General features: G+C 60.7%; 21 protein-coding genes. 12 read left to right on the forward strand and 9 right to left on the reverse strand.

The features are described from left to right. Positions 1-128 precede the first annotated feature (128 nt). From ACQY1J_RS14855 to ACQY1J_RS14865, 3 genes are all read left to right on the forward strand, one after another. Entirely contained in the window at positions 129-1,397 is a 1,269-nt protein-coding gene (locus ACQY1J_RS14855; protein WP_430250206.1) for an MFS transporter, read from the forward strand. Between the two features lie 90 nt (positions 1,398-1,487). Continuing rightward, entirely contained in the window at positions 1,488-2,633 is a 1,146-nt protein-coding gene (gene rnd, locus ACQY1J_RS14860) for a ribonuclease D (protein ID WP_062453294.1), read from the forward strand. Positions 2,634-2,882: 249 nt separating this feature from the next. Further along, positions 2,883-4,241, forward strand: coding sequence for an esterase-like activity of phytase family protein (locus ACQY1J_RS14865; RefSeq protein ID WP_430250207.1), 1,359 nt, complete (start codon positions 2,883-2,885; stop codon positions 4,239-4,241). A gap of 143 nt (positions 4,242-4,384) precedes the next feature. Here ACQY1J_RS14865 and ACQY1J_RS14870 read toward each other — a convergent pair whose 3' ends face one another. The 5 genes from ACQY1J_RS14870 to ACQY1J_RS14890 form a co-directional block, all read right to left on the reverse strand. Then, the gene (locus ACQY1J_RS14870; RefSeq protein ID WP_430250208.1) at positions 4,385-5,671 is read right to left on the reverse strand and encodes a HEAT repeat domain-containing protein; all 1,287 of its coding nucleotides are present in this window, start codon (positions 5,669-5,671) and stop codon (positions 4,385-4,387) included. Between the two features lie 117 nt (positions 5,672-5,788). Beyond that, positions 5,789-7,309: an exopolyphosphatase gene (gene ppx / locus ACQY1J_RS14875; RefSeq protein ID WP_062579928.1), complete on the reverse strand. Its 1,521-nt coding sequence runs from the start codon at positions 7,307-7,309 to the stop codon at positions 5,789-5,791. A gap of 29 nt (positions 7,310-7,338) precedes the next feature. Next, on the reverse strand, positions 7,339-9,552 hold the full coding sequence (locus tag ACQY1J_RS14880) for an RNA degradosome polyphosphate kinase (RefSeq protein WP_430250209.1): 2,214 nt from the start codon (positions 9,550-9,552) through the stop codon (positions 7,339-7,341). A 100-nt stretch (positions 9,553-9,652) separates the two neighbouring features. Beyond that, the gene (gene hdaA, locus ACQY1J_RS14885; RefSeq protein ID WP_192086746.1) at positions 9,653-10,360 is read right to left on the reverse strand and encodes a DnaA regulatory inactivator HdaA; all 708 of its coding nucleotides are present in this window, start codon (positions 10,358-10,360) and stop codon (positions 9,653-9,655) included. A gap of 7 nt (positions 10,361-10,367) precedes the next feature. Then, positions 10,368-11,546 carry an AI-2E family transporter gene (locus tag ACQY1J_RS14890; RefSeq protein ID WP_062453299.1) on the reverse strand — a complete coding sequence of 393 codons (1,179 nt, stop codon included), beginning with the start codon at positions 11,544-11,546 and terminating at the stop codon, positions 10,368-10,370. A gap of 247 nt (positions 11,547-11,793) precedes the next feature. On the opposite strand from ACQY1J_RS14890, the gene purM reads away from it, so the two are divergent. Further along, a complete protein-coding gene (purM, locus tag ACQY1J_RS14895; RefSeq protein ID WP_430250210.1) occupies positions 11,794-12,867 on the forward strand; it encodes a phosphoribosylformylglycinamidine cyclo-ligase in 1,074 nt (357 codons plus the stop codon). Further along, the gene (gene purN, locus ACQY1J_RS14900; RefSeq protein ID WP_113111071.1) at positions 12,864-13,502 is read left to right on the forward strand and encodes a phosphoribosylglycinamide formyltransferase; all 639 of its coding nucleotides are present in this window, start codon (positions 12,864-12,866) and stop codon (positions 13,500-13,502) included. Before purM ends, purN begins: the two co-directional genes overlap by 4 nt. A 54-nt stretch (positions 13,503-13,556) precedes the next feature. Here the strand turns inward: purN and ACQY1J_RS14905 are convergent, their stop codons facing one another. Then, positions 13,557-14,384 (reverse strand): alpha/beta fold hydrolase, encoded by an 828-nt coding sequence (locus tag ACQY1J_RS14905; RefSeq protein ID WP_430250211.1) that lies wholly within the window; start codon positions 14,382-14,384, stop codon positions 13,557-13,559. Between the two features lie 151 nt (positions 14,385-14,535). On the opposite strand from ACQY1J_RS14905, the gene ACQY1J_RS14910 reads away from it, so the two are divergent. Both ACQY1J_RS14910 and ACQY1J_RS14915 read left to right on the forward strand, forming a co-directional pair. Continuing rightward, a complete protein-coding gene (locus ACQY1J_RS14910; RefSeq protein WP_062453303.1) occupies positions 14,536-14,811 on the forward strand; it encodes a type II toxin-antitoxin system Phd/YefM family antitoxin in 276 nt (91 codons plus the stop codon). Beyond that, positions 14,811-15,218 carry a type II toxin-antitoxin system VapC family toxin gene (locus ACQY1J_RS14915; protein ID WP_430250212.1) on the forward strand — a complete coding sequence of 136 codons (408 nt, stop codon included), beginning with the start codon at positions 14,811-14,813 and terminating at the stop codon, positions 15,216-15,218. Before ACQY1J_RS14910 ends, ACQY1J_RS14915 begins: the two co-directional genes overlap by 1 nt. On the opposite strand, the gene ACQY1J_RS14920 is transcribed toward ACQY1J_RS14915, so the two are convergent. Both ACQY1J_RS14920 and ACQY1J_RS14925 read right to left on the reverse strand, forming a co-directional pair. Beyond that, on the reverse strand, positions 15,215-15,802 hold the full coding sequence (locus ACQY1J_RS14920; protein WP_092661914.1) for an NUDIX domain-containing protein: 588 nt from the start codon (positions 15,800-15,802) through the stop codon (positions 15,215-15,217). The genes ACQY1J_RS14915 and ACQY1J_RS14920 overlap by 4 nt on opposite strands. Beyond that, a complete protein-coding gene (locus tag ACQY1J_RS14925; RefSeq protein WP_430250213.1) occupies positions 15,799-17,937 on the reverse strand; it encodes a molybdopterin-containing oxidoreductase family protein in 2,139 nt (712 codons plus the stop codon). Before ACQY1J_RS14925 ends, ACQY1J_RS14920 begins: the two co-directional genes overlap by 4 nt. Positions 17,938-18,020: 83 nt before the next feature. Between ACQY1J_RS14925 and ACQY1J_RS14930 the strand changes: the two genes are divergently transcribed. The 4 genes from ACQY1J_RS14930 to ACQY1J_RS14945 all read left to right on the forward strand — a co-directional run bounded on the left by ACQY1J_RS14930 (position 18,021) and on the right by ACQY1J_RS14945 (position 21,470). Then, positions 18,021-18,887: a 23S rRNA (adenine(2030)-N(6))-methyltransferase RlmJ gene (locus ACQY1J_RS14930; RefSeq protein WP_062579910.1), complete on the forward strand. Its 867-nt coding sequence runs from the start codon at positions 18,021-18,023 to the stop codon at positions 18,885-18,887. Positions 18,888-18,937: 50 nt separating this feature from the next. Further along, complete coding sequence (locus tag ACQY1J_RS14935) at positions 18,938-19,624, forward strand: ribonuclease T2 family protein (protein WP_430250214.1); 687 nt, start codon at positions 18,938-18,940, stop codon at positions 19,622-19,624. A gap of 57 nt (positions 19,625-19,681) precedes the next feature. Then, positions 19,682-20,278 (forward strand): glutathione S-transferase family protein, encoded by a 597-nt coding sequence (locus ACQY1J_RS14940; protein ID WP_062453309.1) that lies wholly within the window; start codon positions 19,682-19,684, stop codon positions 20,276-20,278. A 181-nt stretch (positions 20,279-20,459) separates the two neighbouring features. Continuing rightward, positions 20,460-21,470, forward strand: coding sequence for a Bug family tripartite tricarboxylate transporter substrate binding protein (locus tag ACQY1J_RS14945; protein ID WP_430250215.1), 1,011 nt, complete (start codon positions 20,460-20,462; stop codon positions 21,468-21,470). A gap of 101 nt (positions 21,471-21,571) precedes the next feature. Here the strand turns inward: ACQY1J_RS14945 and ACQY1J_RS14950 are convergent, their stop codons facing one another. After that, positions 21,572-22,210, reverse strand: a complete 639-nt coding sequence (locus ACQY1J_RS14950) for an outer membrane protein (protein ID WP_062453311.1) — start codon at positions 22,208-22,210, stop codon at positions 21,572-21,574. A 741-nt stretch (positions 22,211-22,951) separates the two neighbouring features. Between ACQY1J_RS14950 and uvrC the strand changes: the two genes are divergently transcribed. Next, on the forward strand, positions 22,952-25,006 hold the full coding sequence (gene uvrC / locus ACQY1J_RS14955; RefSeq protein WP_430250216.1) for an excinuclease ABC subunit UvrC: 2,055 nt from the start codon (positions 22,952-22,954) through the stop codon (positions 25,004-25,006). Positions 25,007-25,091: the final 85 nt, after the last annotated feature.

Below are 25,091 nucleotides of genomic sequence, written 5' to 3' on the forward strand. Positions count from 1 at the left end.
GCGCTCGAGCCCTTTCCCCCGCTTTTACGGCTAGAGTTGCATAGGAGGATGTCATAACCAGAATGGGTCGATACGGCCAGCGCGCTGGCTGAGTCTCTGCGCCTGCCGACCATGCCCGAAAGCATCCGATGAACCACATCCGCCCGCTGATACCGCTTCTGATCACCGCAGGGATCCTGATCGGCGGCAACGGGCTCCAGGGCACCTATATCGCGCTGCGCGGTTCGGCCGAGGGTTTTTCGCCGTCGGTCATCGGCTTGATCGGTGCCGGCTACAGTGTCGGCTTTGCGATCGGCTGCATCTATGTGGCGCGGCTGCTGCGCTCGATCGGCCATATCCGCACCTTTGCGGCCATGGCGGCGATCGCTGCGTCCGCCTCGATCGCCCTATCGATGGTCATCGATCCCGTCTTCTGGTTCGCCATGCGCTTCCTGATCGGCATCACCATCGCCAGCCTGTTTGCCACCGTCGAGAGCTGGATCAACTCGCAAGTGACCAACGAGAACCGCGCGCGGACGCTGTCGATCTACCGTTTCGTCGATCTCGGCTCGGTCACGATCGCGCAATACCTGATCCCGACCTTCGGCATCGACGGACCTGTAATCTTCAACATCATCGCCATCGCGCTCACCCTGTCGCTTGTGCCGATATCCATCGCCGACAAGTCGGGGCCGACGCCACCGGCCTCGATTTCCTTTGATCTGAGAACCGTATGGCGCATTTCGCCGCTCGCTGTGGTGGGCGTCGTGGCGGTCGGCCTGTCGATGGCGGCCTTTCGCAATATCGGGCCGATCTACGCCAAGGAGATCGGCATGAGCATCACGTCGATCGCGACCTTCATGAGTGCCGGCATCATCGGCGGCGTGGTGCTCCAATATCCGCTCGGCGTCTATTCGGACAAGCTCGACCGGCGGCGCGTCATCCTGTGGACGACGATCGGGTCCGTCATCACCGGCGCCTATCTGTCGTTCGGCGCGGGCAGCAACGAGACGGCCAATATCATCAGCGTCTTCCTGTTCGGCGCCTTTTCGATGCCGCTCTATTCGCTCTGCTCGGCGCATGGCAACGACCACGCCAAGCCCGGCGAACACGCGGTGATCGCGGCAGGCCTCCTGTTCTTCTGGTCGGTCGGCGCCACGTTCGGACCGCTGCTTGCCGCAGCCCTTCTGGAGTTTTACGGCCCGCGCGCATTCTTCCTCTACACGTCCTTCATCTTCGCCGGGTTCGCGATCTACACGCTGCGCCGGATGCAGGTGCGGGCACCGGTGCCGCCGCAGCAGCGCAACTCGCGATTTCGGTCCCTTCTGCGCACGTCCGCCTATTTCAACCGGCTTGCAGACCCTGCGGACCGGGCTAGCGACAAGGACAGGGACGCTGACGGCAACAACAGGAAATAGCCGCCCGCTGCCGGGAAAGGCTGGCCGTTTGTCTTGACATCTGCGGCGGGAAGGGAAAGGAAGGTTGACCACCTGCACGTGAATGAGACGATGATCGAAACAACAATTGCCCTTCAGGAAGCCTGCGAAAAGCTGGCTCAGTCAGACTTCATCACCATCGATACGGAGTTCTTGAGAGAGACGACCTTCTGGCCGGAACTCTGCCTGATCCAGATGGCGAGCCCGACAGTCGAAGTTCTCGTCGATCCGCTGGCAAAAGGGCTCGACCTCAAGCCCTTCTTCGAGCTGATGGCGAATACGGCGGTCACCAAGGTGTTTCATGCCGCGCGCCAGGATATCGAGATCATCCATCATCTCGGCAATCTCGTGCCGCACCCGATCTTCGATACGCAGGTCGCCGCCATGGTGTGCGGCTTCGGCGACAGCGTCTCCTACGACCAGCTGGTCAACCGCATCAAGGGCGTGCAGATCGACAAGTCGTCGCGCTTTACCGATTGGAGCCGCCGGCCGCTTTCCGAAAAGCAGCTCGACTATGCGCTGGCTGACGTCACCCATCTGCGCGACGTCTATCTGTCTCTGAAAGAACAACTGGAACGTGAAGGCCGTGCCCTCTGGCTGACGGAGGAAATGGCGGTTCTCGAGAGCGCGTCGACCTATGATCTGCATCCCGACGATGCCTGGCTTCGTCTGAAGTCGCGGCTGAGGAAGCCAAGCGAGTTGGCAATCCTGAAATTCGTCGCCGCATGGCGCGAACGCGAGGCGCGAAGCCGCAACGTGCCGCGCTCACGCGTGCTGAAGGACGACGCGATCTACGAGATCGCTCAGCAGCAGCCCAAGGATACCGAAGCGCTCGGACGTCTGCGCACCGTCCCGAAAGGCTGGGAGCGCTCGTCCTCAGGGGCCGCGATTGTCGAGGCTGTCAATACGGCGCTGGCGCTGCCGAAGACCGAGATGCCGCATGCGCCGAAGCATGTGCACCTGCCGGAAGGCACGGGCGCTGCCGTCGAACTCTTGAAGGTTCTGCTGAAGCTCATTTCCGACAAGCAGGGCGTTGCCGCCAAGGTGCTTGCCAATACCGACGATCTGGAAAAGATTGCTGCCGAAGGCGAGTTGGCCGAAGTGGCCGCCCTTTCCGGCTGGCGTCGCGAACTGTTCGGCGACACGGCGCTCAAGCTGATCCAAGGCGGCGTGGCGCTGCGCTTCGTCAACAAGAAGGTCGAGGCGGTCGAGCTGTAAGGCTCGTCCTCACCGTCTTTCATAATACAAGGGATCGGCCACCGGAGCTCCGGAGCGCGATCCCTGTTCGTTTAAATCCCAGTTATTTGCAGCGTTCCGGGCCGGCTCCGCGACGCTCGAACTACCTGCTCTGGCACCGTCAAGAAACAGACGTAAAACGTTCATCCAAGCGTCAAGCGATCATCACCTCACCGTCATGCGTGCCGCCTATCGACGTCGCGTGTTCTTCTCAATCGAACAGGTGATTTGATGACCAAGACCTTTTTAGCCTCCGTCTTCGTAAGTGCCCTCCTCGCCGGCACGGTATTGGCCGACGACCGCGAATTTCCGGCAAAGCTCGCGGGCCAGGCAATCCTGCCGGCCAATACGGTGACTGCTGCTCCAACCGATGCGCCTGAATTTCTCAAGACATCGGGCAAGTTCACCACGCCGGACCGCAAGCGCACGGAAAAGCTCGGATCGATCGACGGCAAGGACGGTGTTCGCGTCACCGACGTCAAGCTGCCGTTCAACGGTCAGCCGATCCAGGGCTTTTCCGGGATCAAGGCGATGGCTGACGGCACGTTCTGGACGCTCTCCGACAACGGTTTCGGCTCCAAGGCCAATTCCTCCGATGCGATGCTGTTCCTGCACCAGGTGAAGTTCGACTGGGCGACCAACAAGGTCGATGTCGTCAAGAACATCTTCCTGTCGGACCCGAACAAGATCGCCCCCTTCCCGATCGCCATGGAAGGCAGCGACAAGCGCTACCTGACCGGCGCCGATTTCGATATCGAATCGATCCAGCCGGTCGCGGACGGTTTCTGGCTCGGCGAGGAATTCGGGCCTTACCTCATCAAGGTCGACATGCTCGGCCAGTTGACCGACGTCGTTGCCACCACCGTCGACGGCAAGAAGGTCACCTCGCCTGACAACCCGACCCTTTCGATGCCGGCCAACCCCGCCGCCAAGATGCCTGTCTTCAACCTGAAGCGTTCGGGTGGCTATGAAGGTATGGCAATGTCGAAGGATGGGCAGAAGCTCTACGGCCTGCTGGAAGGCCCGGTCTTCCTCGACGACGGCAAGGTCGAACAGGCCGATGGCCGCACTGCGCTGCGCGTCATCGAATTCGACATCGCTTCGAAAAGCTGGACCGGCCGTTCCTGGCTCTATCCGCTTTCGGAAAAGGGTGTCGCGATCGGCGATTTCAACATGCTGGACGCAACCACCGCGCTCGTCATCGAACGCGACAACGGCGCCGGCACCAAGGACAAGGCCTGCGCCGATCCGAAGCAGCCGAAACCGGATTGCTTTGATGCGCCGGCCGAACTGAAGCGCGTCTACAAGATCGAGATGACCGACGCCAATGTCGGCGCGGCCGTCCGCAAGATCGGCTATATCGACCTTCTGAACATCAAGGACCCCGACAGCAAGAAGAAGTCTGGCTCGAAGGACGGTGTCTACGACATGCCGTTCGTGACGATCGAGAATGTCGACCAGATCGACGCGACACACCTGATCATCGGCAATGACAACAACCTGCCCTTCTCGGCCGGTCGCGCCGTCAACAAGGCTGACGACAACGAGTTCAGCCTGATCGAAGCCGCCGAGTTCCTCAACGCGAAGTAAAGCAGTGAGGTGGTGATCGGCAGGCCTCTAGAGCCCGGACATCACCACGACGAAACTGAAAAGGGTATTTGCATCGGCAGGTACCCTTTTCGCCTGCATGACACCGCGAACCTGGACGTATTAAAGCTCAGGTATCGCCAGGACTACCATTTCAGGACGTCGTTAAGCGATGATGGCGCTTTCAAGCTTCTGTTCAAATTCGTCGAAGGATCATTGAGCTGACGGACGATGTCGCTCTTTTGCGACGAGGAGAGATTGCTCCCCGACTGCCGCAGGATCAGGATCTGGTTATTGGCCACACCCTGATCTGTCGTATCCTTGGCAGCGTTTACGCTCAGCTCCACGGCCCGCGGATCCTGCAGGCGGTAAAGAAAATCGGCTGCCTGGTAGCGAATGGTCTTGTCCGGATCTGCGGCCGCCTGGATCAGCAACGGAAAATCCTCAGCGGCCAGCTTTTGCGACAGAGACGACGCCAGATTGGGGTCGGAGCGGATCATTTCTGCCAGGGCATAGACCACGCCGAGCTTGACGCGGTAATCGTCCGGCGATGCGTGCAGCGCAGACAGCATCATGGGCACTGCGACAACTCCGGCAGAGACCAGAAAGTCGCGGGAATTGCGCCTCAGGAACGTATCGTCGTTCCGCAGGCCGGCAAGCGCCTTCTGAATTTGGTCGACCGATGCTTCCGGCCGAACCGCCGCCTGAGCGAACGCGCTCAGATCCCACCATGCACCCGTCGTGCTGCCGCTAACCTCCGCTGTCGGCCCAGGTGAAAGCGTATCCAGTTCGGACAGGAGAACCAGCGAGCCGTTCTTGACCTGCCGCGCATTGTAGTCGAAGCGCCACTGGACCGGCCGGCCTTCGGCGAAAATTGCCCGGATTTTCTGGGCATCGCCGATAAGCTCGAAATACTCTTTGCCAGCTTCCTTTTCGATTGTATCGACCTGCATCCGCATCTGCGTGCTTTGCAGCGATGTACCGAGGCCAAGAAACTTGATCCGTCGGACCATGGCATCCTTGTAGATGTAGAGCGGCTCGTCATCGATTATGCGGATATCGGCGACATGCGAGAAGTCGCCGCTGATCTCGCCTTTAAACAGCGCCGGCGTGCCAGGCGGCGTAAATTGCTGGAGCATCAGAAACAGAACGACTGCCATGGCGCCGGCCCCGGTCACCGACCAGCCGGCCCAGTTCCCTGCAACCTTTGCACCGAACGCCGCAAGCACCAGCCCGAAACCGACGCAGATGGTCAGCGAGGAGGCGGTCTGGCTGCGTCCCAAGAGAAGGATCGCAGTACCCAGCAGCACGAGAAAGAGCCCGACGGCCACGCCGGCAACAAAGTATTTTTCCGGAAAATTGTTCTCGGGCGCCAGCGCGTTATTGGCCCCACCGTCCGCATGATTGTTCGCGCCTTGATCTGCCACTGCCATGTTCGAGCCCCCTCGAAGCCAACACCAACATAAGGCATGCCTGTTCAACCGAAGATAAGCCGAAGCTCGATCAGTTGCAACCGTCTAGATCTGATGCATCTGTTCTCGCAACAGCTGCTATTCGAACACGAAGGCGAGCTTCTTGCCGGTCAGCTTGGCAAGCTGCTGCAGCCGACCTTCCAGCCGCTCCCCAGCGAAGTTGCGGTAAGCGTGCGGAACGACGAATTCCATGTCGAGATCGGGCGAACTCGACTGGCGGAAAGTCAGGTTATTGACGATGCCGGGCATCGAGGCCGAGAACAGATAGACGACCCGCAAAAGCCCGCCGAGCAGTTTGGCGAGCTCAAGAAGCCGCGGTGTCGCGATCGTCGAGAGCGGACCGGTGGCACCGTCGTCGCTCAAACCCTCGAACCGGTAGTAGTTGGCGAGCGCCAGGTAGGCGCGGCCCGCATGGGTAATGCCGACGAAGGACGAGTGGGCGATGACGTTAAGTGCCTGGGCGCCGCGGTAATCGGGATGCGCACGCCAGCTGATATCGGCCAGCAGGCAGGCAGCCCTGCGATAGCGGCTTTCTTCCTCGGTCTCGGTAATGCCGAAGAACGGCACCATGCGGCCGGTCCAATCGGCAAGCTCGCGCGCATGTTCGGGCGAACGCGCGCGCAAGATGGCGAGTTGATCGGCAGCCACGACCAGCGGATCGGCCTGCTTTTCCTCATCCGGCATCAGATGATAGAGATAGCCTTCCCGCACGCCCTGCGCCGAAAAGCTGACGACCGACGGCTTCATGACGGAGAGCACTTCCTGCAGGGCCACGGCGCCGAAGGGCAGAAGCGAACGACGGCTTTTCGAGACGGCCTGCCAGGCAGGATCCTTGGAATCCTTGGCATCGATCACGTCTTCGAGAAATTTCTGGATTTCCTCGAAGGTCAGCTCGTAGCCCTGCATCATGTGCAGCGGATATTTGGTGATTTCCATGTGCAGCTTGGCGATGTTGCGCCACGTGCCGCCGACCGCATAGAAGGTGCGGCCCTCGCCCTTTTCCAGAAAGCGGGCGGTATTGACCTGCTTGCGGGCAAAAGTCCGCGCCTTGGAAATGGAACCACCTGACGATTCCGACAGCCGCAGGCCGCCGAGAGGCAGGGTGATCCCCTTGCCGAACTCGTGTCCCTTGATGTCGATCAGTTCAAGCGATCCGCCACCAAGATCACCGGCGACGCCGTCGACCTCGTGAAAGCCGCTGATGACGCCGAGCGCCGAATATTTGGCTTCTTCCTCGCCGGACAGGAGCTGGATTTCCTGGCCGAGGATTTCCTCCGCCTTGGCGATGAAATCAGGGCCGTTGGAGGCTTCGCGGGCGGCGGCTGTTGCAAGGACGTAGATTTCCGTCGCCTGCGCCTGGTCGGACAGCGCCTTGAACCGTCTGAGAGCGGCGAGCGCGCGCAACACGCCCTCGTCGTCCATCCGGCCGTTCGAGCCGAGCCCCTTGCCAAGACCGCACAGAACCTTCTCGTTGAAGAGAACGGTCGGTGCCCTGGTCAGGCCTTCGTAAATCACCACGCGAACCGAGTTCGAGCCAATGTCGATGACGGAAACAGGGGCGATGCCAGGCAGGCGCCCTTGAGCTTCAGATCGTACCATGCTGCCTATTTCTTGACTGTTCTTGCCGGCTACTTTTTGCGTCCGGACATGACGCCGGCAATCAGTTTCGGAGCGCTGGATTTCAGGGCTTCACCACGCCCCGAGAGGCTAGGATTGGTCATGAAATAATGCTGCGCGTTGAACGGTTCTTCACCCTTGCGCACTTCCATGCGCCTTGACGTACCGTCCGCCAATATCTCGTAGCTCTGTTGATTGTCAATGAGATTGCCCAGCATGATCTGTGAAAGAACCTGCTCGTGCACGGTCGGATTGAGCAGCGGCACCAGCGTTTCGACGCGGCGATCGAGGTTGCGGGGCATCATGTCGGCGGACCCGATGTAGAGCAAAGCCTTGTCCGAAGGCAGGCCGTAACCGTTGCCGAAGCAGAAGATGCGGCTGTGTTCGAGGAAGCGCCCGACGATCGATTTGACGCGGATATTGTCGGAAAGACCGGGTACCTGCGGGCGCAGGCAGCAGATGCCGCGGATGACCAGATCGATTTCGACGCCGGCGCGGCTGGCGCGATAGAGCGCGTCGATAATCTCGGGATCGACCAGTGAATTCATCTTCATCCAGATCGCAGCCGGAGCTCCCGCCTTCGCGTGCGCGATCTCTTCCTCGATGTGTTTGAGAATGCGCGGTCGCAGCGTGTAGGGCGACATGGCGATCTTGGTGCTTTCCTTCGGCTCGCCGTAACCGGTGATAAAGTTGAAGATATTCGCCATGTCGTGGGCGATCTTCGGGTTGCAGGTGAAGAAGGAAAGGTCCGTGTAGATCTTTGCGGTGATCGGATGGTAGTTGCCGGTACCAAGGTGGCAGTAGGTTCTCAGCTTGCCGTCCTCACGGCGCACGACCATCGACATCTTCGAATGTGTCTTGAGCTCGATAAAGCCGAACACGACCTGCACGCCAGCTCGCTCCAGGTCTCGCGCCCAGCGGATGTTGGCCTCTTCGTCGAAGCGTGCCTTCAACTCGACCAGCGCCGTCACCGACTTGCCGGCCTCGGCCGCATCGATCAGGGCTCGGACGATGGGGCTGTCGTTGGAGGTTCTGTAGAGGGTCTGCTTGATGGCGAGGACGTCGGGGTCACGGGCTGCCTGAAGAAGAAACTGCACCACAACGTCGAAACTCTCGTACGGGTGGTGGACCACCATGTCCTTTTCGCGGATGGCGGCGAGGCAGTCTCCGGCGTGTTCGCGGACGCGTTCGGGAAATCGGGCGTTGTAGCTTTCGAACCGCAGATCGTCGCGCGGCGCCTTGGTGATTTCCGACAGCGTGTTGAGTGCCAGAAGACCCGGCAAGACCGCGACGCGGTTGTCCGGAACGCCGAGTTCCTGCACCACAAACTGGCGCAGTTCCGCCGGCATTTCCGAATCGGTCTCGATGCGGATGACCTTGCCGCGGCGGCGGCGCTTGAGCGCAGTCTCGAAGAAGCGCACCAGATCCTCAGCTTCTTCCTCGACCTCGAGATCGCTGTCGCGGATGATGCGGAACGTACCGCCGCCCTTGACCTCGTAACCGGGGAAGAGCCGGTCGGTAAACATGGCGACCGCATCTTCGAGCGTGATGTAGCGGATCGTGTTTGCGTCGTCGGGCAGACGGATGAAGCGGTCAAGCGTCGTCGGCAGGCGCAGAAGACCCGTCATCGGCTCCTTGCCGTTCAGGCTGTGCAATTGCAGCCCCATCGAGAAGCCAAGATTGGGGATGAACGGGAACGGATGCGCCGGATCGATCGAAAGCGGTGTCAGGATCGGGAACAGTTCGTCGTCGAACGTCCCGGACAGCCAGTTACGGTCTTCGTCCGAAAGTGCTGCCGGACGGACGATCAGAATCTCTTCCTGCGCCAGATACTGCTGTAACACGGCGAGCGAGGCCTGCTGCTCCATCTGCAGATTGTCGATTTCCTGCAGGATCGCATCCAGCTGTTCTGCCGGCGTCTTGCCATCGGGGCTCTTGATGACGATCCCCTGACGGACCTGCCCCTCAAGACCGGCAACGCGCACCATGAAGAATTCGTCGAGGTTTGCAGCCGAGATCGACAGGAAGCGGATGCGTTCCAGAAGCGGATGCGACGCGTTCAGCGTTTCCTCGAGAACGCGGCGGTTGAACTGCAGCCAGGAAAACTCGCGGTTGATGAACCGCTCGGGGCTGGAAAGCAGCGCCTCGCCCACATCCGCCGCTTCGTCCCTGCTGGCTGCCTCGCCCTTTTTGGGCTGCTCAATCTCGGTCGTCATCGATTCCATCTTCATCCATCCCAGAGCCAGCCCCATAACCGGTATGCGTGGGGCCGTGCGATACGTTTGACGACGCGACCGTCATAGTCAATTGCCGGCGCAGACGTTGCTAATCATTCGGTACGGCACTGCCGAAATCCTTGAGGACTTCGGTTGCCAGAGGACGGGTGATCCGGGTCCCGCGCGCCAATGCCAACCGGTCAAGCCGGTCGACGATGGTCTGCGCAGCGCCCAGGGATCGCTCCATCCTGGTGACGATGTAACTGAGAAGTTTGTCATCAATATAAAGCTGACGGTCGGCAAACAGTTTTACCATGACCTGCGCCAGCAATTCCTCATCGGGCTCGCCGATTTCCACCACGGTCGCAGCCTTCAGCCGTGATTTGAGGTCCGGCAGCGTCACGGACCAGGACATGGGCCACAGCCGCGATGTCATCAACAAAGTGCGGCCATGCTGGCGCACGGCATTGATGACGTGGAAAAGCGTGGTCTCGTCGAAGTCGCGCCGATCGGCGTCCTCAAACAGCACCGGCCCATCCGCTGCGACAGTTGCTGCATTCGAACCCGAGATCGGATGGATCTCGGCAGCCCCTGCCCGCTCCCGCCAGATATGGGCGAGATGCGACTTGCCGGAACCGACGGGACCCGCAAGGATCACGACCGGCGATGGCCAGGCCGGCCACTCGTCGACGATAGAGACGGCGGCGGCCAGCCGTTCGGAGACCAGGAGATCATCCCGGCTCTGCGCGGAATCATGGGTGAATTGCAGCGGAAGCTGTTCGCTTCTGCGCTGGTCGCGTTCGCTCGATCCGGTCATTCGCTTTTCAGATGTCTTTCTGGTCGCTCTTGGGAGCATCGAGACGCTGCATGCCGGTATTTTCATTGACCACGGCCTGTGGCGCCCCTTCCCACGGCAGATCTACCGATCGGCCGTAATAGAGATCGCTGTCAAGATACCGTGAGATCGCGAACCGGACAAGCACGCCGACGACCGCCGCCGCCGGCACGGCCAGAAGAAGACCGACAAAGCCGAACATGGCACCGAAGGCAAACAGCGCAAACATCAGCCAGACCGGATGCAGACCAACGCTTTCGCCGACCAGCTTCGGCTGCAGGATATTGCCTTCCAGGAACTGGCCGGAAAAGAACACGGCAGCGACCGCCATGATCCACAGATAGTCCGGCCAGAACTGTACGAGCGCCACACCGATCGCCATGATCAGACCGATCATCGAGCCGATATAGGGAATAAACGAGATCATGCCGGCGACGAAGCCGATCAGCAGGCCGAAATTCAGGCCCACCAGCGACAGACCGACTGCATAGTAGATGCCGAGGATGAGGCAGAGCGATCCCTGCCCGCGAATAAAGCCGGCGACGGATCCATCCATGTCGCGGGCGATATCGCGCACCGTCTGGACCTGATCGCGCGGGATCCAGCTATCGACTTTCGACACCATCCGGTCCCAGTCGAGCAGCAGATAGAAGGCGACGACCGGGGTAACGATCAGGAGCGACACGACGTCGACGATCGCCTTGCCGGAGTTCCAGATCTGCGCAAACAGGGTACCGATGAAGCCGGCGCCCTGGCTCAGCACTTCCGAGAAATTCTGTTTGACGGTCTCGATCTGGCTGGAGACCCAGCTCGGCAGGAACGAGTTCTCCGGGTTCGAAATGATCTGCTGCAACTGGGTGATGTAACCGGGCAAAGCGGCGGCGAACTGGGTGAACTGGGTGACGATGATCGGGATGACCAGCATCAGCGACAGCGCGAACACCGTGACGAACGAGACCAGGATCAGCACGGAAGCCATCATCCGGCTCAGTCCGCGGCGCTGCAGCCAGTCTGCGACAGGATCGAGGAAATAGGCGAGCGCCATGCCTGCGACGAAGGGAAGAAGGATGGAGCTGAAAAACCACAGAAACAGCGCGAAGATGAAAAGAACGGCTGCCCAGAAGAAGACATGGCGGCGAAGGCTCGCTCCGCTGATATGATAGGGCATCTTTACGTCCTTTTTGCACTGCATTCCCGGTATCACGCATATGAGCCCGGACCGGGTAAGGTCAAGATCGGCATCGACTTCGCCGCGTCGCCGGAGGCCGGGCCTGTGAAAAGCCTTGAAAGCCCACGCTTCTGCTTGCATCCTCCGCCTTGTCATGCAATGGCGGGCCGGAGATTTTTGCGCAGCCGCACCACGCCGAAAGGTCTCGATCTTCGGTTCGCGCGGCATGTCCCAACGGAGAATTACGATGAGCGAGACGGGCAAGAACGGTCTCACCTATAGCGATGCCGGCGTCGATATCGACGCAGGCAACCTGATGGTCGAGAAGATCAAGCCGGCGGTACGCTCAACCCGCCGTCCCGGCGCAGACGGCGAAATCGGTGGCTTCGGCGGCCTGTTCGACCTGAAAGCTGCAGGCTTTACCGATCCGATCCTGGTGGCTGCCAATGACGGCGTCGGCACCAAGTTGAAAATCGCGATCGATGCCAATTTCCACGACACGGTCGGCATCGATCTCGTCGCCATGTGCGTCAACGACCTCGTCGTGCAGGGCGCAGAGCCGCTGCTGTTTCTTGACTACTTTGCCACCGGCAAGCTTGATCCGGACCAGGGCGCTGCCATCGTCAAGGGGATCGCTGCGGGCTGCGTCGATGCAGGCTGCGCGCTGATCGGCGGCGAGACGGCGGAAATGCCGGGCATGTATTCCGATGGCGATTACGATCTTGCCGGCTTTGCAGTGGGCGCTGCCGAACGTGGCCAGCTTCTACCGGTCGGCGACCTGGCCGCCGGCGACGTCATTCTCGGCCTCACCTCCTCGGGCGTGCATTCCAACGGTTTCTCGCTGGTGCGCAAGATCGTCTCGATCTCAGGCCTTGGCTGGGATGCGCCCGCGCCGTTCTTTGACGGCAAGTCGCTCGGCGAAGCGCTTTTGACGCCAACCCGCATCTATGTAAAGCCGCTGTTGAAGGCGATCCGCGAAACCGGGGCCCTGAAGGCGCTTGCCCACATTACCGGCGGCGGCTTTCCGGAAAACATTCCGCGCGTGCTGCCAAAGAACCTGGCGGCTGAAGTCGATCTCGACTCGATCCCTGTTCCGCCCGTGTTCTCGTGGCTGGCAAAGACCGGCGGCGTCGAGCCGAAGGAAATGCTGCGCACGTTCAACTGCGGCATCGGCATGATCGTCGTCGTTTCGGCTGAAAATGCGCAGACGGTGACGGATGTGCTCACCCGCGAAGGCGAAATCGTCGTCCCGCTCGGCCGCATGATCGACCGTGCAGATGGCGAAGCAGGCGTCGTCTACAAGGGCACGCTCGGTCTATGAGCGAAGCACTCGCCAGCGTGCAGAAGAAGCGCGTCGTCGTGTTCATTTCCGGCGGCGGCTCCAACATGCTGTCGCTGGCGGACGCCTGTGAAGATCCAGGCTTCCCGGCCGAAATCGTTGCCGTCATCTCCGACAAACCGCAAGCCGGCGGGCTTGCGAAGGCTGAGGCGCGCGGCATCCAGACACTCGCCTTCGAGCGCAAGTCCTATGCCGGCAAGGCTGAGCACGAGGCGGCGATCCTGGCGGCTCTATCGGGTATTCAGCCGGATATTATCTGTCTTGCGGGTTATATGCGGCTGATTTCGGGAGAGTTCATTTCCCGCTACGAGGGCCGGATGCTCAACATCCACCCATCAATCCTGCCGTTGTTTCCGGGCTTGCACACGCATCAGCGCGCGCTCGATGCCGGGATGAGGGTCGCCGGTTGCACTGTGCATTTCGTGACCGAAGGCATGGACGAAGGCCCGATTGTCGCGCAGGACTGCGTGCCCGTTCATATCGACGACACGCCTGATACGCTCGCCGCACGGGTACTGACCGTCGAACACCGGCTTTACCCGGAAGCGCTTGCGCTTCTGGCAACGGGAGGCGTCAGCCTCAAGGCCGGCAGGGCAAAATTCGACCCAGAGGGTTAGTACACTTCCGCGCCGCACGCCGGCGATACCCATCCGGCGTGCAGCGTTCATCACTTAGCTACGCAGGAACGCCATCAGGTCGTCCGTCAGCTGCTGCTTGTTCGAGGCAAACAGCCCGTGTGGCGCGCCGTCGTATTCGATCAGCGTCGCGCCGGGGATCGCGGCAGCGGCGGCACGGCCGGACGTCTCGATCGGCACGGTCTGGTCACCTGTTCCGTGGATGATCAGCGTCGGCACCTTGAAGCTCGGCAGGTCCGGGCGGAAATCCGTCGAGGAGAAGGCCTTTGCGCAAGCAAGCGTTGGCCGCAGACCCGCCATCATCGTCTGCTGGAACGACCAGTCGAGCACGGCCTCGCTCACCGAACCGGTGAAGACGCCGACGCCGTAGAAGCTCTTCAGGAAGCCTTGGAAGAAATGCGCGCGGTCTTCCTTCATGCCGGCCGTCATCTCGTCGAACACGGATTGCGGCACACCCTTGGGGTTGTCGGCCGTCTGCAACATGTAGGGCACGACCGAGGCGATCAGTGCGGCCTTCGAGACGCCCTTGCCGCCGTGGCGCGACATGTAGCGGGCAACCTCGCCGCCGCCCATGGAAAAGCCGAACAGCGCGGCATCCTTAGCGCCGGTCGCTTCGATGACATCGGCGAGATCATCGGCCAGCGTATCGTACTCGTACCCGTCCCACGGCTGCTCTGAGCGGCCGAACCCGCGTCGGTCATAGGAAATGGCGCGGAAACCGGCGTCTGCTGCCACCACCGCGAAGTCGTCCCAAGTGTCCGACGTCAGCGGCCAACCGTGCATCATGATAACGGGACGGCCGGTCTTCGGACCCCAGTCCTTGACATAAAGCTGCGTTCCGTCGCGGGTGGTGATCATGGTCATCTTTGCATCCCTTCTTCTGGCAATGGAACCAGTCTAACGGGAGGTCTCTGGCAATTGTTCCCCGACATGGAAGCGATGCATCCCTCCCAACGACCAGCCATTTGACGACCGGCTTGGCGCGGACTACCTTGGATTGAACCGGAGGTGTGAGATGACGATCACGGTCAAGCTGGGTGATGCGAAAACCGAACTTTCCGAGCTCCTGCCCCTCGTCGAAGCCGGCCAGGAGGTGGTGATTGCGCGTGGCGAAACACCCGTCGCGCGGCTCAGCCCGATCGCGGCCACGCCCGGTATGAATGCTGAGTTCACCGAAGAACAACTCGCGCGGCGGCGGGCAGTGATCGAAGACATCATCGCTTTCCGCGACAGGATGCCGTCGGCAACTGCCGAGGAAATCGTTGAGTGGAAAAAGGAAGGTCGCCGATAGTGACGGCATTCGTTGCAGACGCATCCGTGGTTTGCAGCTGGATCCTTCCAGACGAACGTCATCCAATCGCAGATGCAGCCTTTGCTCGCCTGCAGACTTCCGAGGCAATCGCGCCACAACTGCTCTGGTACGAAGTGCGGAACGTGCTGATGGTCGCATACAGGCGTCAGCGCATCTCGTTCGACCTCGTCCTCGAAGGCTTGGCGAAGCTGCGCAAGCTCAACATATCGACGGTCGCTGTCGAGGATGACGGCGTTATTCTCGACCTTGCGACACGGTACCAGCTATCCGCCTACGACGCCGCCTATCTTGCGCTGTCGCTCGAGGAAAACCTCGAACTCGCAACGCTCGACAAGCAGTTGATCGCGGCAGCCCCGTCGGCCGGGTGCAGCCTCATGCGGGCCTAAAGCGCCGCCCGGTTAAGCACGGCCCACTGCAGCAGCATGATTGTCTTGGCATCGATGATCTCGCCGTCGGTGATCATCGTGACGGCCTTGTCGAGCGGAAGCTCAAGCACTTCTATATCCTCGTGCTCGTCGGCGAGCCCGCCACCCTCGTTGATCCGGTCGGAAAGATCGATCGAGGCGTGGAAGAAGTGGATGACCTCCGTCACGGAGCCCGGCGACGTCAGTGCCTTGAAGACGAAACGCACGTCGCGGATCCGGTAGCCGGTTTCCTCCATCGCCTCGCGGCGGATCGCGTCTTCGGCGTCTTCGCCATCAAGAAGGCCGGCCGGGACCTCGATCATGAAGGACGGCTCGCCGATGAGATGCGCGGGCAGCCGGAACTGTTTGACGAGGACCACGATATCGCGTTCACGGTCGTGCAGCAGGATGCAGGCGGCCGGCGTGCGATGGAAAACCTCGCGCTTGATCCGCTGCGTCTCGCCGTTGCGATCGGTATAGTCGAGTTGATAATCGGAAAGCCGCGTCCAGCCCTGCGACAGCGTCGTATCGCTGACGATCTTCACCCGGTCATTCACGTCGCTCATGCGATTTCCCTGCGTAGCCAGACCTTGTTGTCGTGCACGGCAGCACCTCCGAAAGGCGCCACCGGATCGGCGCCGGTGAGGACGTTGATCCCCTCGCCGTCGAGATGCGCGTCGTTGGGCCACAGTCCTTCGGCGATCAGCACGCCGGGTTTTGCGCCGGCCACGAGTCTCGCATGCAGACGGATCTCGCCCCGACGGTTGCCGAGCGTCACGATATCGCCGTCGACGATGCCCAGACGTGCGGCGTCGGTCGGATCGATCATCACGTCCGGCCGGCCTTCCTTCTCCACCGAGCTCTTGGTCTCGGCAAAGGACGAATTGAGGAAGCTGCGCGACGGCGAGGTCGCGAGGCGGAACGGATGCTCGGCGTCGGCCGTCTCAATCACATCGACATGATCGGGAAAACGCGGCAACCGGGCATGCGGCCCCAGCGGACCGACGCTATCGGGTGTCCGATCCGGCGATGGGCCGTTGATCCAGTCGGGGCTGAAGCGGAATTTGCCGTCCGGATAGCCGAACCCCTTGATGTAATGGGAGGTGTCGAAATCCGGTTGCGCATCGATCCACTTGTCGGCCTTCAGCGCGTCATAGGAACCCCAGCCGCTGGCAGTCAGGATACGATCGATATGCGTGCGTTCGTCCATGCCGAAGCCGGCAAACCCGTCGACGCCCAGACGCTTGGCCAGTTCCTCGATGACGAAGAGGTTGGTGCGCACGGTTGCCGGTGGTTCGACCAGTTTCGGGCCGAGCAGGATATGCTGATGCCCGCCGCCGCGATAAAGGTCGTCATGCTCGAGGAACATGGTCGCGGGCAGAACGATATCGGCAACCTTGGCCGTATCGGTCATGAACTGCTCGTGGACGGCGGTGAAAAGATCGTCGCGCAGAAAGCCGTCGCGCACGAGGCGCTGTTCCGGCGCAACGTTCATCGGGTTGGTGTTCTGGATCAGCAGCGCCGTCACCGGTCCGCGATGGCGCAGAGCTTCAGCGTCGCCGGTCAGGACGCGGCCGATCTGCGACTGGTCGAGCATGCGGATGGCCGGATCCTTGTAGGCCGTGCCCATCAGCTCGGCCTTGTTGAACCGATATATCTCGCCGTTGTTGTGGAAGGCGCCACCGCCCTCATGCTTCCAGGAGCCCAGCACGGTCGCGATCGACAGCGCCGCATGCATCGCCGCCGTACCGTTGCGCTGGCGTGAGAAGCCGTAGCCCAAACGGAAGAAACTCTTCGGCGTGGTGCCGACGAGTTTGGCGAACCCCTCGATTTCCTCGACCGTGAGGCCTGTTATCGCCGACGCCCATTCCGGCGTGCGGCTTTTCAGATGTGCTTCAAGCCCTGCCGGATCATCGGCATATTTCGCCATATAGGCACGGTCGGCATAGCCGTCACGGAAGGCGACATGCATCACGGCGCAGGCGAGTGCCGCATCGGTGCCGGGGCGCAACACCAGCTTGACGTCGGCCTGTTTCATTGTCGGATTGTCGTAGATGTCGATGACGACGATCTTGGCGCCGCGCTGTTTGCGGGCCTTGATCGCATGGGTCATCACATTGACCTGGGTGGAGACCGCATTGGTGCCCCAGATCACGACGCAATCGGATTTCGCGATCTCGCGCGGATCGGGGCCGCGCAGGGCGCCTGTGCCCATCACATAGCCGGTCCAGGCCATGTTGGTGCAGATCGTGCCCATGAAGCCGGAATATTTCTTGGCGTGGCGCAGGCGCTCGATCGAATCGCGCTGCACCTGCCCCATGGTTCCCGCATAGAAATAGGGCCAGACCGCTTCGGATCCGTGCTTCGCTTCGGCCTTGACGAAAGCGTCGGCGATCTCGTCAAGCGCCGCGTCCCAGGAGATCTCCTGCCAGAGCCCTTCTCCCTTGGCACCCATGCGGCGCTGTGGCACCATCAGGCGGCCGGGATGATAGATGCGCTCTGTATAGCGCGCGACCTTGGCGCAGATGACGCCGGCCGTGTAGCTGTTGTCGGACGAGCCGCGGACACGACCGATCCTGCCATCCGCGGTCAGATCGACATCCAGCGCGCAGGCGCTCGGACAGTCATGCGGACAGACGGTATGGCCGACGGAAGTGTGACCGACGACAGGGCTTTCGGGAATGGGGGTCGCAACGTTCATGGCTTTTCTATATGGCATGGCGACGGCTGCAAAAAGGGCCATTTGCAGCGCATCAATTTTATTCAAGCGAGACACAAGCTGAGATGAACTATCGGCACATCTACCACGCAGGCAATTTCGCCGACGTCCTCAAGCACGCCGTCCTGTCGCGGCTCGTTCTCTATGCACAGAACAAGGACAAGGCGTTCCGCTTCCTCGATACGCATGCGGGCATCGGGCTTTACGACTTATCCTCCGAAGAAGCGCAGAAGACCGGCGAATGGCTCGACGGCATCGGCAAGCTGGTCGATGCCGAGTTTTCTCCCGAAGTGGCCGAAATCCTTGCGCCCTATCTCGGTGCCGTGAAGGAACTGAACCCGAAGGGTGGCGTCAAGTTCTATCCCGGCTCGCCGAAACTCGCGCGCATGCTGTTTCGCCCGCAGGACCGTCTCTCGGCAATGGAGCTGCATCCGGAAGACTTTGCCCGCCTGTCGCGCCTGTTCGAAGGCGACTACCAGGCACGTGTGACCGAACTCGACGGCTGGCTGGCGCTCGGGGCGCATCTGCCGCCGAAGGAAAAGCGCGGCATCGTGCTGATCGATCCGCCTTTCGAGGAAGAAGGCGAATACGACCGGATGGTCAGGGGTCTTGCCAACGCCTATCGCAAGTTTTCAGGCGGCACCTATTGCCTCTGGTACCCGATGAAGAAGGGCGCGCCGATCAAGGACTTCCACGAGCAGCTGAACGCGCTGGATATCCCCAAAATGCTCTGCGTCGAGCTGACCGTGAAAAGCGACCGCGATCTTGTCGGCCTGAACGGCTCGGGCCTCGTCATCGTCAACCCGCCTTTCACGCTCAAGGATGAGCTGCATACGATCCTGCCCGCGATTAAGACGGCGCTGGCACAGGATCGTTACGCCTCGCAGCGATGCTTCTGGATAAGAGGTGAACACACCGACGCCGAGGCTTGACCCGTCGGCGCATCCCTTTCATGGTGCGGCGCGACTGGAGGCCGCCCACCATGAAACGCTTGTTCGCCGCCCTTGCAGGCCTCGTCGTCCTTCTCGCCTTCACTACTGCGTCGACGGCGCAGGAGCGGCAGCGCAACCGGGGTCAGCAAGGCTCCGAGGACCGTGCGGGCGCTTTCGATTTCTACGTCCTCTCTCTGTCCTGGTCGCCAACCTTCTGCGCATCCGATGACGGAGGCCGCAACCGGCAGCAATGCGGCACCGACAAGCGTTTCCGCTTCGTCGTACACGGGCTCTGGCCGCAATACGAAACCGGCTTCCCGGATTTCTGCCGCTCGTCGGAACCCGATCGCGTGCCGCGCCAGCTTGGTGAAAAGCTGTTCGACATCATGCCGTCGATGGGTCTGATCGGTCACCAGTGGCGCAAGCATGGAAGCTGCACCGGCCTCGACCAGCCAACCTATTTCGACACTGTCCGTAAGGCTTTTGAGCACGTCAAACTTCCGGCGGACCTTGCTGGCGGGCAAAGCCCGCTCAAGCTTTCCCCTGATGCCATCGAGCAGGCCTTCATGTCCGCCAACCCGGGTCTTTCCCGCCGCGGTATCGCTGCGAGCTGCGAAGGTGAAAAGCTCGATGAAATTCGTATCTGCCTTAGCAAGGACCTACAGTTTCGCGATTGTGCGGAGGTCGACCGCCGCGGCTGCCGGATTGGCCAGGTTACGCTTCCTCCGGCCCGCTGACATCCGCTTGCTCAAGATGACACCAGCGGCCCTCGATATCAGAACAAGGACATACCGATGAAGATCCTCCACTCCCCGGCCTCGCCCTACTCCGTCAAGGTTCGCATGGCCGCCCGCCATCTCGGTCTCGACGTGACCGAAGAAAAGACCGACACGAATGCGGCGCCTCCCGAACTCATCGACAACAATCCGCTCGGGAAGATCCCGGTTCTGATCCGCAAGAACGAGCCGCCGGTCTATGACAGCGTCGCGATCATGCACTTCCTCGATCGTCACTCCGGCGGCAAGCTTTACCCGAAGAAGGACGTGAAGCGGACCGAGGCGGAAGTGCTCGAAGCGCTCTGCGACGGCATTACCGATAGCCTTCTCGCGATCGTCTACGAGCGTCGCTCGCGCGAGGAGGAAAAGGTCCACCAGCCCTGGATCGACAAGCAGTGGGACAAGGTGGTGCGCGGGCTGGACTATCTGGAAAAGAACCTGCCGAAGACCGGCAAGAAGCTGCATGGTGGCCATTTCGCGCTTGCCGCTATGATCGGTTATCTCGACCTGCGCTTTAACGGCCAGTGGGCCGAAGGTCGTCCGGAACTCGCCTCCTGGCCTGACACGTTCTCCAAGCGCTTTCCGGCGTATATGGAAATGAAGCCCTACGCCTGAAACGAATGAGATCCGCGGCCGCCCTAGAACTCTTGGGTTGCCGCGGATCCTGGCACAACCTGCCGGTCGTTCGAGACCTTCTCCCATTTGCACAAGCAATTGAAACGCTTGCCCTCCGGTTTTCCTCCGCTACTATGACGAGAACGGCGGGAGGCCGTTTGAAGCAATTCGGAGGAATTTCATGAAGCGATCAGCGTTGACGCGGCGAACCGCCCTGCGCCTTTCCGTAGCCCTTGCAGGCTCGGCCCTGTCCCTGATGTCAATGGGACTGTCAGCCACCGGGGCTGCGGCCCAGTCGTTTCCCGACCAGACGATCACCCTCGTCGTGCCGTTCGCAGCCGGCGGATCGACGGATGTTGTCGGTCGAGTCGTTGCGCAGAAGATGGGCGATATCCTCGGCCAGCAGATCGTGGTTGAAAACGTCGCCGGTGCCGGCGGCAATCTTGGGGCCGACCGCGTCGCGCGTGCGGAGCCGGACGGTTACACGATCCTGATGGGCACGGTTGCGACCCACGCGCTCAACCCGCTGATCCTGAAGCAGAAGCCCTACGACCCCGAGAAGGATTTTGCGCCTGTCTCGCTACTGGTCATCGTGCCGAACGTTCTGGTCATCAATCCGAAACTGCCGGTCAACACGGTGGCGGAACTGGTGGAGCTCCTCAAGAAGGAGCCGGAGAAATATTCTTACGCGTCGTCTGGCAACGGCACGCCCCTGCATCTCTCGGGCGAATTGTTCAAGGCAATGACCGGCGTCAAGATGGAGCATGTTCCTTACAAGGGCGCGGGTCCTGCCCTCAACGACCTGATCGGCAACCAGATCTCGATCATGTTCGACAACCTGCCCTCCTCGTCTCCGCATATCAAGGCGGGAACTCTGAAGGCACTGGGCGTCACCACTGCCGAGCGGGCAGCTTCTTTCCCGGACGTGCCGACGATTGCCGAGACGGTACCGGGTTACGAGACCTACACCTGGAACGCCCTGTTCGCACCGGCCGGCACGCCGCCTGAAGTGGTCGCAAAACTGAACGACGCCGCCAACAAGGCGCTACAGGACCCGGCAGTTGTCGCGAGGATGAAGGATTTCAGCGCCAAGATCGTCGGGTCTACCCCGGAGGAACTCGGCAAACACGTGACAGCCGAACTCGCAAAATGGACCCCGGTCGTCAAGAACGCCAATATCCAGATGGACTGACCTTTATACCGACCGAAAACCACGCATGAAAAAAGCCCGTTGGTGACAACGGGCTTTTAGATGAGAAGCCGGGAAACGCTCCCGGCTTTTTGTTGTTCTTATTAGAACTTTACGCCGATACCGACCTTAACGCTGTGATCGTCGAAGCCCTTGGAGACGTTGCCGCTGTCGAGGCTGTAGTCCTTGGCTGCGAAGTCCGTGTAGCGATATTCGATACGGGTCGTGATGTTGCTGGTGACGAATGCTTCAGCACCGACGCCGACCGTGTAACCAACGGATGTCTTGTCGTCAGACGACGTTGCATCCTTGAGTTCGTTGTTCTGCAGCGCGACACCAGCCGTACCGTAGATCAGGAAGGGGTTGAGGTCGTAACCGACGCGGCCGCGGACCGAACCGTCCCAGCCAGCTTCGCCACGGTAACCGCCGGACGTTCTGCCGTCCTGGCCGTTGTAGCCGACGTCAGCTTCGATACCGTACACAACCTGGCCGCTCTGCCAGTTGTAACCGGTGTAAGCACCGCCGCCTGCACCCTTGGCATTGTAGTCGCCACCGCCGAAACGGCCCCAGTCGTAGGAACCGGTGGCGCCGAGGTAGAAGCCCTGCCACGTAGCGGCCGGTGCGACTTCTTCAACAGCCATAGGAGCTGCAGGGATCTGGTCGACGGCGTCAGCAGCGCTGGCCGAGGAAATTGCAATAAAGCTGGCAGCCGAGGCCATCAGAGTCGCGACGAGAATACGCATACCTTTTTCTCCGTTTGGCGCATCGGCTCAAAAACCACTTCGGGTTTCGGAAGGTCCGACACGAGTATTCCTAATTGCTACAACGTCCCTGCGCACCCTTTCGGGTATCGGCGCTGTAGGCTGCCGGGCAAGTGTCACATCAACAGAGTTGACGACAGCTTTGTTCCCTGCTGGCTGAGGACGAATTTGGGGGGCAATTGAGGAATTGAAAGAGCCGAAATGTGAATTGTTTGTGGCAGCTAGACGGCTAAATTTCGATGTTGCTTCAACGCCACAGGTATATCGTTAAGGATAATGAGACGTTAATCGCACTATAGAGCATTTTACATTTCTTGACCGTTTCTTAACATTGCGAACAAACGCTGTCAAACAGCCTCGATACATATCACGACTCCAAGAGGCGCGAGATTTAGCCTCCTTTATTCGAGTTTAACTCAAATTTAGCCGAGCAACGCGTCAACGTCATCACAGCATCCTGCAGAACTCCTACTTGCAAATCGTCATTTCCGGTCGAAACGAGGCCGAATTCCTGCCGTATTCGCTTCCAGGACCCCGCGAGCACGTCTGCTGAGAGAGAAATGCAGGCGTGGTGGCACGCTTCCAAAGCTGCCGGCAAAACACTATCTGTTGGCGAACAGCTTCAGCCCCGAGTCGCCGATTTCTTCGGGTTGGATGATCACAAAGACGAGATGAGCCCGCAGAAATAGTCGTCTGAACTGATTCTGCCGGCGGAGACATGCGATGAACGCGAAGAATGTGCCCGATGGCGGCGTTCTTTATGACGGAAACGAAGAAGACGACGACGATGCCCTGGCACCGGAAGCGGTCGCTGCGGCTATCACCACGTCCATCGACTGGAACGAGGCTGTCCGCCACGACACGGGCCTCAAGGGCGCCGACCTGATCGCCGAGTTCGTCAAGCACCTTCCGAACGCGCCGGGCGTCTACCGGATGTTCAACGAGGCCGGCGACGTGATGTATGTCGGCAAGGCGAAGAGCCTCAAGAAACGCGTCAGCAATTATGCGCAGGGCCGACTGCATTCCAACCGCCTCACCCGCATGGTGCGCGAAACCACGCATATGGAATTCGTCACGACGCGGACGGAGACCGAGGCGCTGCTGCTTGAAGCGAACCTCATCAAGCGGCTACGTCCGCGGTTCAACGTTCTGCTGCGCGACGACAAGTCGTTCCCATACATTCTCATCAGCGGCGATCACCGTGCCCCTGCCCTGATGAAACACAGAGGCGCCCGCGCCCGCAAAGGCCAGTATTTCGGACCGTTCGCATCGGCGTCTGCCGTCGGCCGCACGATCAACTCGCTACAGCGTGCGTTCCTGCTGCGCACCTGCACAGACAGCGTGTTCGAGAGCCGCACGCGTCCCTGTCTTCTTTATCAGATCAAACGCTGTTCCGGCCCCTGCACCCATGAAGTCAGCGACGAGGGCTATGCCGAGCTCGTCAAGGAAGCCTCGGACTTTCTTTCGGGCCAGAGCCAGAACGTGAAGACCGTCATCGCCAGGCAGATGTCGGAAGCCTCCGAAGACATGGATTTCGAGCGCGCCGCAATCTATCGCGATCGGCTGGCAGCGCTCAGCCACGTCCAGAGCCACCAGGGCATCAATCCGGCCGGCGTCGAGGAAGCCGATATCTTCGCCATCCAACACGAAGGCGGGCTTACCTGCATCCAGGTGTTCTTCTTCCGCACCGGCCAGAACTGGGGCAACCGCGCCTATTTCCCGAAGGCCGATCCGCAGATGGCGGGAGCGGAGGTTCTCAACGCGTTTCTCGCGCAGTTCTATGACGACAAGCCGGTTCCCAAGCAGATCCTGCTGTCGGAAACGGTCGAGGAGCAGGAACTGCTGGCGCTCGCGTTTTCCGAAAAGGCGGGACACAGGGTCTCGATCCTAGTGCCGCAGCGTGGGGAAAAGCGCGATCTCGTCGATCACGTCGCTGCCAATGCGCGCGAAGCACATGGCCGCAAGCTGGCCGAAACGTCGTCGCAGGCGCGCCTTCTCAAGGGTCTCGCCGAAACCTTCAGCCTGCCCTACCAGCCCCGGCGCATCGAGATCTACGACAACTCGCATATGATGGGGACCAATGCCGTCGGCGGCATGGTCGTCGCGGGTCCGGAAGGGTTCGTGAAGGGCCAGTACCGCAAGTTCAACATCAAATCGACCGACATCACCCCCGGCGACGACTTCGGCATGATGCGCGAGGTCATGACCCGGCGCTTCTCGCGACTGATCAAGGAAGAAGGCATTCCTGATCGCAGCATCTCGACGCCGAAACCCGTCGAGGCGACCAGCGACGACATCAACGATGCCGCGTTTCCGGCCTGGCCCGATGTCATCCTGATTGATGGCGGCCAGGGCCAGATGACGGCTGTGCGCACCATCCTCGACGAACTTGGCATCCGAGACGTGGTGACGGCGATCGGGGTGGCCAAAGGTGTCGACCGCGATGCCGGCCGCGAACGCTTCTTTGCCGATGGCCGCAGCGATTTTTCTCTGCCGCCACGCGATCCCGTCCTCTACTTCGTCCAGCGCATGCGCGACGAAGCGCACCGGTTCGCGATCGGCTCGCACCGGGCCCGGCGCAAAAAGGAAATGATCAAGAACCCGCTCGACGAAATCGCGGGCATCGGGCCGGGCCGAAAGCGCAAGCTGCTGCAGCATTTCGGCACCGCAAAGGCCGTGTCCCGCGCAGGTCTCAACGATCTGATGGCGGTCGAAGGAATCTCCGAAGCGGTGGCAAAACAGGTCTATAATCACTTCCACGAAAGCCGAAGTGGATGACGATGAACGACATGCATGGGTCATCAAAACAGCGTATGCATCTCAACCAACTGTAAAAAAGCCGCGAAAACTGTTGACGCTGGCG

This window comes from Neorhizobium sp. DAR64860/K0K1 (genome assembly GCF_050500205.1).
GTDB lineage: Bacteria > Pseudomonadota > Alphaproteobacteria > Rhizobiales > Rhizobiaceae > Neorhizobium > Neorhizobium soli.